This window comes from Nostoc cf. edaphicum LEGE 07299 (assembly GCF_015207245.1).
GTDB classification, from domain to species: Bacteria; Cyanobacteriota; Cyanobacteriia; order Cyanobacteriales; family Nostocaceae; genus Nostoc; species Nostoc edaphicum_B.
Window position 1 is genome coordinate 1 of the sequence record NZ_JADEXF010000108.1, and the last position, 8,164, is coordinate 8,164.

The 8,164-nt window shown below is 43.5% G+C and carries 9 protein-coding genes; 1 reads left to right on the forward strand and 8 read right to left on the reverse strand.

Annotated features, from left to right (window positions below):
- Positions 1–358: 358 nt before the first annotated feature.
- The 5 genes from IQ229_RS04995 to IQ229_RS05015 all read right to left on the reverse strand — a co-directional run bounded on the left by IQ229_RS04995 (position 359) and on the right by IQ229_RS05015 (position 5,609).
- Entirely contained in the window at positions 359–2,245 is a 1,887-nt protein-coding gene (locus IQ229_RS04995; RefSeq protein ID WP_194041814.1) for an ABC transporter ATP-binding protein, read from the reverse strand.
- 79 nt (positions 2,246–2,324) lie between these two features.
- A complete protein-coding gene (locus IQ229_RS05000) occupies positions 2,325–2,645 on the reverse strand; it encodes an HNH endonuclease (protein ID WP_228013146.1) in 321 nt (106 codons plus the stop codon).
- Positions 2,646–2,778: 133 nt separating this feature from the next.
- Positions 2,779–3,054: a hypothetical protein gene (locus IQ229_RS05005; RefSeq protein WP_194041816.1), complete on the reverse strand. Its 276-nt coding sequence runs from the start codon at positions 3,052–3,054 to the stop codon at positions 2,779–2,781.
- Positions 3,055–3,338: 284 nt separating this feature from the next.
- On the reverse strand, positions 3,339–3,914 hold the full coding sequence (locus IQ229_RS05010) for a single-stranded DNA-binding protein (protein WP_194041818.1): 576 nt from the start codon (positions 3,912–3,914) through the stop codon (positions 3,339–3,341).
- 438 nt (positions 3,915–4,352) lie between these two features.
- Positions 4,353–5,609, reverse strand: coding sequence for an FAD-dependent oxidoreductase (locus IQ229_RS05015; protein WP_194041820.1), 1,257 nt, complete (start codon positions 5,607–5,609; stop codon positions 4,353–4,355).
- 250 nt (positions 5,610–5,859) lie between these two features.
- Here IQ229_RS05015 and IQ229_RS05020 point away from each other — a divergent pair, with 250 nt between their 5' ends.
- Complete coding sequence (locus IQ229_RS05020) at positions 5,860–7,170, forward strand: ABC transporter ATP-binding protein (protein WP_194041822.1); 1,311 nt, start codon at positions 5,860–5,862, stop codon at positions 7,168–7,170.
- Positions 7,171–7,172: 2 nt separating this feature from the next.
- Here the strand turns inward: IQ229_RS05020 and IQ229_RS05025 are convergent, their stop codons facing one another.
- The 3 genes from IQ229_RS05025 to IQ229_RS05035 form a co-directional block, all read right to left on the reverse strand.
- On the reverse strand, positions 7,173–7,544 hold the full coding sequence (locus IQ229_RS05025) for a DUF5615 family PIN-like protein (RefSeq protein ID WP_194041825.1): 372 nt from the start codon (positions 7,542–7,544) through the stop codon (positions 7,173–7,175).
- Positions 7,541–7,771 (reverse strand): DUF433 domain-containing protein, encoded by a 231-nt coding sequence (locus IQ229_RS05030; RefSeq protein WP_194041827.1) that lies wholly within the window; start codon positions 7,769–7,771, stop codon positions 7,541–7,543. Before IQ229_RS05030 ends, IQ229_RS05025 begins: the two co-directional genes overlap by 4 nt.
- A gap of 77 nt (positions 7,772–7,848) precedes the next feature.
- Positions 7,849–8,164 (reverse strand): hypothetical protein (locus tag IQ229_RS05035; protein ID WP_194041829.1); only part of this gene is annotated, 316 nt, incomplete at its 5' end.

Below are 8,164 nucleotides of genomic sequence, written 5' to 3' on the forward strand. Positions count from 1 at the left end.
GGTGTAATGACTGTGGTCAGCAAGCCCTAATTATGCAGACATAATATCAGAATCAAAACAACTAAATCTGCATATTTAGTAAGAGTGCAAAAACGCCGTTTATTCAGACGTGACACTCGAATACTCGCTATACGCCACTTGTACAGAATTCATGCTGTTAGCGGTAGCGGGGCGTTTAGCCCATTCTGACTCCTGACTCAATACACTTCAGTTAGTGCCAAAAACCTTGAAATGTGTAGGTTGGGTTGAGGAACGAAACCCAACATTTTCGGGGCTTTGTTGGGTTGCGCCTTGCTTAACCCAACTTACAATTTTCCTTAACTGAACCGTATTGACTCCTGACTCCTGAATTCTGTTTCTATAAAGCCTTCAGATGCCGATTTCGCACACGTTCAGCACTACCCGTAGGAATCGCAGCAATTAATTTTTGCGTGTATTCTTCTTTAGGTTCTTGGTAAATGCTTTCGGCTGTACCTTCTTCAACAATTTGACCGCGATTCATGACTAAAATGCGATCGCTCATAAATTTCACTACACTTAAATCGTGAGAAATAAAAATATAGGTAAGCTGAAAGTCTGACTGTAATTCTTTGAGAAGATTTAATACCTGCGCCTGTACAGAAACATCTAGCGCTGAAACTGACTCATCGCAGATGATAAACTTAGGATTTAACGCCAAAGAACGGGCTATGCAAATCCGTTGGCGTTGACCGCCAGAAAACTGATGAGGATAGCGGTTAATCGCATCTGCACTCAACCCCACCCGTTCTAAGAGTTCGACTACTCGCTGGCGTCGTTGTTGTTTTGTCTTCCCAACAGCGTGAATTAACAACGGTTCCATTACCGCGTCCCCAACCTTCATCCGGGGATCGAGCGAACTAAAAGGATTTTGGAAGACTATTTGCATTTCTCGCCGCAGTTTTTGCAACGCTTCTCCTTTGAGGCTAGTAATATCTTGTTTTTCAAAGATAATCTGACCACTCATCGGCTCAATTAATCGCAGCAAGGTTCTGCCAAGGGTAGTTTTACCGCAACCAGATTCTCCCACCAAACCTACTGTTTCTCCTGGTTTGACATCAAAGGAAACCCCATTCACTGCCATATTGTAGCGTTTTGTCCCACCAAGCACCCCGCGCACTGGAAAACCAACTTTCAGGTTGCGGATTTGCAGCAGAGGTTCCTTCTCATTAAAGTTTGCCAATCTTGCAGCAATCTCTTCAGTGGTGATTTCTGTGGGTTGTGCGGGTTCTTTCGCTTGAATTACTACTTGTCCCGTTGGCGTCTCTTCTGCACTCATGTAGTCGGAAACAGTGAGTAATTTTTGGGGACGGCGGTTGAGTGTGGGGCGACAAGCTATCAAACCTTTAGTATATGGATGCTGGGGAGTACTAAAAATTTGCCGAGAAGTACCAGATTCGACAACTTTACCTTTATACATCACCGCTACTTGGTCAGCAATTTCTGAAATTAGCCCCAAGTCGTGCGTAATGAAAATCATTGCCATGTCACGGCTTTGCTGCAATTCTCGCATTAACTCCAAAATAGTCGCTTGCACCGTCACATCCAAAGCTGTGGTTGGTTCATCGGCAATTAAGATTAATGGGTTGCAAGAAATTGCCATTGCAATCATTACCCGTTGCAACTGACCCCCAGAAAGTTCATGAGGGTAGCGTTCCAGCATGGCTTCTTTATGTTCTTTAACCATTTGTGCCAACTTTGGCCCATCTGGTTTAGATGAATTGGCGTTGGTTTGGTGCCAAGTTTCGATATACTGCTGCTGTATCTCTTCATCGCTAGGTAGAAGTTTAACCTCTTGTAGACCTGCGATCGCAATTTGTCGTGCTTGGGCTGCTGACACATTTTGATGCCGCATAATCGCTTCTGTTAGCTGAAACCCAATGTTATAAACCGGATTAAGCGAACTCATCGGTTCTTGAAAAATCATCGCAATGTCGCCACCCCGGTGTAACTGCATTTGCTCAGGAGGCAGTTTTACCAAATCGATGGGGTTGCCATTCTCCTGTGGACGAAACCAGATTTCACCGCCAGTAACTATACCGGGACTTTGCAACAAACCCATCACAGCTAGGGCTGTCACTGATTTACCACTCCCCGATTCTCCTACTATTCCTAGAGTTTCACCTCGATGCAGCCCAAAGGAAATACCATCCAAAGCTCTGACAGTATTGCCATCACCGGGAAATTCAACTTGGAGATTGCGAACCTCTAGGACAGTTTCTCTCATAGGAGTTAGTTAGAAATATTAACTTAAAATTATTTGATTTTAACAATAGTTTTGATGTATATGTGGATAAATTTGGTTTTTACCTTTGAATTGGATCGTCCATTGATGGATGCCGACCGATTTCTTTATCAGATGCACGAATATTAATAATCCGTTCCCGATTCAAGGTTAATAGAGTGACGGTCGCTCGTCCAATAGGTGTCAAACCAACAATTAGCAGTCCATCCGCAGACCAGATAAAATGCTCACTCCAAATGTGCGATCGCGGATTAAACAGTAAAACTTCTTCTCCAGATTGAGGGTCAGTTGCTGTAAGCCGATTTGTCTTCCTGCGATTGCAGTGAAAGCAAGCCAACGCCAGATTTTCCAAATTATCTGTTCCACCTAATGACAATGGCATAGTTATGATCTACTGTGAATTGCACATATTGCCATTGTTCAGATGCATGACAGTACTCACACAAGTAGTTGGCGCGTTGACGTACTTGCTTTTGTATAGATTCAGAAATCTTGCTACGAGAAGACACAATTTATTATACTTGCTGAGTTGGAGCAACAGACAAATTACGAATTGTGCGATTTACAAAGCTTAGGTAGTCATCAATTTCTTCGTAGCAATCAAGTTCTTTTTCTTCTTCTGCACTAAGTGGAGTCTTTTGCTGTTTCGTTAATAATTCTTCAATCCGACTTTGAACAGTGCTGGATGCTCGAAAAACTGGAATCCCTTCCTCTAAATCAATCCGAACCGCCCCCTCAATGGGTAGTGTTGTGGGAAGACTATTGAGTTTCGGTGGTAGAGAAATGGTCATGGCAGTGCCAGGAAAATAATCGATGAGTAATTTTGATTGTAGCTTATACCATTTTAGATTTTGGATTGGGAATCGCCTTTTGTGTCTCGGTTATGTTAATCCATCTGTCGCACTCTTTTTTCAAATTGGTATTACATGGAAAAATGGAGAATTAGTGAAATCAAAGGGTCAAAGTAGACAAAAAAATAGCACATCCTAAAGGATGGCTATTTGTACAAATTGTCTAATCGTAATACTTCCTGCTAAGTATGTGAGCAAACTGAATACACGCTCAACTACCAATTTTAGAAGGGAATATCATCTGGATCTGGTTCTTGCTCTTTCACTGCTGGATAAGTGGTTCGCTCATAATTTGTTGGTTGGGGTACGGGTTCGTAACTTGTCGTTTGGGGAGTAACGCCAACAGGATTTGTTGCTGGAGTAGGTGCTGGACGTGCTGACTCGTAACTAGGAACCTCTTTCTGTGCCGGACGAGATGCTGAAGATGCTTGTCGGGGAGCAGTTTCAGTGAATGATGGAGTTACGGTTGCTGAGGGCGATGGATCGGTATCAAAACTACCTCCAACAGATTGAATTTGTTGTACTGTCAATTCAGCGCGTTTTTCTTTAAACCCTTCTTGACGATCAACAGTATTCATCGTTAAACGTCCTACCAAGATGACGCGATCGCCTTGGTGGTAATTTTGCTGAATTTCTGTCGCTAAATTTCCCCAGCCGACAACTTTCAAGGTGGCTGGCGGATCTTCTGGTTTTTGGGAATTGGGAAACTGCACTAGCATTTCCGTGACTCCCAAATTATCTGCTGTATAACGGAGTTGCGGCTCGTTAATAATTTCCGCCATCAAAACGCAGCTGTTCATTAAAATTACTCCTGACTGCAAAAAGTACTGATTGAAAGAGAGGGGTTTTTCTATGTAGTGCCAATTAATATCTAGATAGGTTTAATTGTTTGCATTTTTTAATAATGTTTGAACAAATTTTCTCACAGAATTCAGGAGTCAGAATTCAGAATTCAGAATGAACACTTGATGAATGAATATACCAATCATACTAAACTCTTTATCAATTCTGACTTCTAACTCACCTCGGCTACGCTCGGCGACCACCTGGGTGCTGAATTCTTTTTAGTCATTTCTAGCATAAAAGCCAAGCGTAGGCGTAGCCCGTCGTAGACATCGCTTTGAACAGCATTGAGTATGCTGCTCGCCACCCTCGCCTGACTAAATGAGCATTGAATTCTGCATGAGTAGTATAATTGTACCACCCATTGATTAAATAGAAAAAATTATTGGCAAATATTAAGCCTTGACGTGAACTGGAAAAACACCCAAGGCGATCAACCTGGCTGGAAGGTCGCGCAAAATAGGTAAGCGCAAAAACGCAGGTGGTACAAAGGTGCGATTTGAGGTGAGAACCGGGGCCAATACACGTTTTTGGATAAAAGTTTGAAACGCCTGAATGATGCGTGTGGGCAACTCACGTTGACGCTGTACTTTTGCTAGGTCGCTAAGTTGTACTTGTCCGTTTTTGAGTGGTTTGCTGAGTACATTCGCCGCGACTACAGCATCTTGAATCGCGTAGTTAATGCCTACTCCACCAACCGGGGACATTATATGAGCAGCATCACCGATGAGTAAGAGTCCTGGACGATACCAGTGTTTGACACGGCTAGACTCGACTGAGAGAAAAGCTATTTGTGACCAATCATGTAAATTTTGGATGCGTTGCTGGAATTCTGGCACGACTTCGACAACAGATTTTTTTAATTCCTCCAAACCCGCAGCCCGTAGTTGTTGATAGCCTCCTTTAGGAATGACATAGGCAAGTTGCCACTCATCACCACGGTCAAGCATGGCAATTAGCTTACCTTGACCAAAGCGCCCCATTCCTCCCTCTGGGTCTTCTGGCTGACGCGGTAGGCGAAACCAGAGTACATCCATTGGCGGCGAGGTTTCGATTGACTCAAACTCACCCAGGTGGCGTAAACGTGAGTGGCGACCGTCTGCACCAACTGTCACTATTGCCCGGATTTCATGCCAGCCACCGCCTCCCCGATAGCGGACACCTTGAATTTCGGCATTTTCCATAATTAATTCCTGCACATTCGCACCCATCACCAGATGGAAACTAGGATATTTTTGTGCTTCTTGGGTGATGAACTCCAGAAATTTCACCTGGGGAAGCATTGTAATGTAGGGATAATGAGTTTTCAGATGACTAAAATCTGCGAATGTGACGGTATCTTGAGGAGTTTGAATACTAATTTGGCGCATTTTAGTATGGGGGAGTTTTAGCAAGCGATCGCTAAGTCCCAATTCCTCCATAATTTCCATCACTGATGGATGAATCGTATCACCGCGAAAATCGCGATCGAAGTCTTTGTGTGCTTCCAGCAGCATCACAGAAATGCCTTGACGCGCTAACAACAGCGCCAATACTGCTCCTGCCGGCCCCCCACCCACAATGCAACAATCTGTGGTTTGTACGTCTACAATGTCATGGACAGGATTAACGCTTGGTTCTTGGGAAAGATTTTTAGGTACATCGGTAGTCATAACAACACCTCCTGATAGCCCTAAAATTCAGGATAGTTTGCTTTTGATAGTGCAAGCTGTTTTTTTAACTTTTCGTATTTACATAGAAGGTGTATTATGATGGGCGCTAAACTGTCATTGGTCATTAGTCATTAGTCATTAGTCCAAATCCAATGCCCAATGACGCCACTTGCTCCACTTGGGGAGACCCCAAGTGGAGCAAGTGGCTCCCCCATGCCCAATGCCCAATCCCCAATGACAATAATTAGTTGTGTCTCAAGTTGTTTTAGAAAACGTTTATAAAAGTTTTTCCCCGCGTAAAGGGGAAAGTGTTACCTCACAAACCCAATCTCCCCTCACCTCTGGGGAGAATGATGCAGCGCAGGAACGTGCGGGAAGTGTCAATGTCTTGCGGCGGATTAACCTGACGATCGCAGATGGCGAGTTTATGGTGCTGGTAGGCCCTTCTGGTTGTGGGAAAAGCACCTTACTGCGGTTAATCGCTGGCTTAGAAACGATGACTGGCGGTAATATCTGGATAGGCGATCGCTTGATCAATGACTTACCACCCAAAGAACGCGACATCGCAATGGTGTTTCAAAATTACGCCCTCTATCCTCACATGACGGTGTATGACAACATCGCCTTTGGGTTACGCCGCAGGGGAAGCAGGGGAGCAGAGGAGCAGGGGAGCAGAGGAGAAAATACTCCCTATATTCGGGCGTGGGCGGAAAATCTTTTTGTGGGGACGACAAGGAAGTTACCTAAAGGATTGCGCTACACTTCTGACAAAGAACGGGCGGTGGATCAGCAGGTGCGTAGTGTTGCTCAACTGTTGCAAATCGAAACATTGCTGAATCGCTTACCCAAACAGCTTTCTGGGGGACAAAGACAACGGGTTGCATTGGGAAGAGCGATCGCGCGTGACCCCCAAGTGTTTTTAATGGATGAACCGCTTTCTAATTTAGATGCCAAACTGCGGGCGGAAACCCGCGCCCAAATTGTCAAATTGCAGCGCCAACTGGGGACAACGACAATTTACGTCACCCACGACCAAACAGAAGCGATGACAATGGGCGATCGTATTGCGATTATGTCTGAAGGTAAAATTCAACAAGTTGCTTCTCCCTTAGAACTTTACAACCGTCCTGCCAATCTTTTTGTAGCAGAATTCATTGGTTCACCACCGATGAATTTTATTCCTGTAGAATTTCATGCCCCGCAGTTGATTACTCATTCCCAGTTGCGTTTCACCCTGCCAGAAGTATGGGGAAAAGCTTTACAAAAATATGATGGAAAAACTCTAATTTTAGGCATTCGCCCAGAACACTTGAACTTGAGTATGCCTGCCACCAAAAATCTCCCAGTGCAAGTAGATTTGGTAGAGAATCTCGGCAACGATTCCTTTCTCGCTGTTAAGATTGCCGAACCGGGATCTAAACCTGCTACTACAGCCAATTCCCTACAAGTGCGAATACCACCAGACCGATTTGTACAACCCGGTGAGCAACTTTGGTTATCTCTAACTCCAGAGAAAATTCACTTTTTTGATCCGGAAACTGAGTTAGCAATATTTCCCTAAAACTATCCGCGTCTAATTGGTAGAATACGCACTCTGGATTGGGCTTGGTCAACAGTGACCAATGCGCCTGTCTCTAGTGAAGACTCAAACTGATTCAGGGCTGAAATAACTAGATTTTCAATACTTTTTGGCAAAACATCCTGGGTACGAACCTGAATGACACTGGGAGTATCAGCACCTGTAGCAGCAAGCAGGGAACCGAAGTCTAAATCGTGAGTAAAGACGATATATCCATTAGTTGTTGCCCACTCCATAATTATTGAATCTTTCTCACGGGGATCGCCAACTGTAGACCAGTGGACAGCAGAGATATTGTACCTCTCAAAAACCGCAACCCAATCAGGAGAAAGGTTCATATCAATCAAAATTTTCATGCACTTCTAAGAGGGACTTCAATTTCTTCAGCTCTCCATGCAGCGTAGGCAAGTGCTTCATAGATGTCGGCTTCTTCGAGGTAGGGATATGCCTTGAGGATGTCACTATTACTGTGTCCAGATGCCATTAACCCGACGATAGTACCAACAGTAATACGCATTCCCCGAATACAGGGTTTGCCACCCATCATTTCAGGATTGCGAGTAATTCTGGTGAGATTTTGCATAGTTTTTGTAGAGTAAGAGTGGGGTTATTGGATTGAGCATTTTAACTTTCACAAGTGCGATCAAATTTCATGTAAAATCAATCTTCTTGAGAAAGAATTAAATTTAGAATATTCATTTCTTTAGACTGAAATATTTGATTTTCATTAAATAGGTTTTTCCCTAATTTATCCATTGCACCACTATTGAAAACTACGTAAGGAATATTCTGATAATTAGAGTCAATGGGCAAAATATTATATGCTAAAGCAAGTGTAGAAACGTACCGAGCTAAAATATCTCGTAAAGAGACATTATCAATTCTTCTCTCATCTTCAAAATAATCTTCAAAAGCCTGAAAAGATAAAAATGTCTGTATAGGTAAAGCATAATAACGTTCTGATGAAAGAGAAGTT

What these genes read in the sequence shown, in the direction of transcription:
- IQ229_RS04995 (WP_194041814.1), bottom strand. Translation starts at nt 2,245, where the DNA reads ATGAGAGAAACTGTCCTAGAGGTTCGCAATCTCCAAGTTGAATTTCCC.
- IQ229_RS05000 (WP_228013146.1), bottom strand. Translation starts at nt 2,645, where the DNA reads ATGCCATTGTCATTAGGTGGAACAGATAATTTGGAAAATCTGGCGTTG.
- IQ229_RS05005 (WP_194041816.1), bottom strand. Translation starts at nt 3,054, where the DNA reads ATGACCATTTCTCTACCACCGAAACTCAATAGTCTTCCCACAACACTA.
- IQ229_RS05010 (WP_194041818.1), bottom strand. Translation starts at nt 3,914, where the DNA reads ATGAACAGCTGCGTTTTGATGGCGGAAATTATTAACGAGCCGCAACTC.
- IQ229_RS05015 (WP_194041820.1), bottom strand. Translation starts at nt 5,609, where the DNA reads ATGACTACCGATGTACCTAAAAATCTTTCCCAAGAACCAAGCGTTAAT.
- IQ229_RS05025 (WP_194041825.1), bottom strand. Translation starts at nt 7,544, where the DNA reads ATGAAAATTTTGATTGATATGAACCTTTCTCCTGATTGGGTTGCGGTT.
- IQ229_RS05030 (WP_194041827.1), bottom strand. Translation starts at nt 7,771, where the DNA reads ATGCAAAATCTCACCAGAATTACTCGCAATCCTGAAATGATGGGTGGC.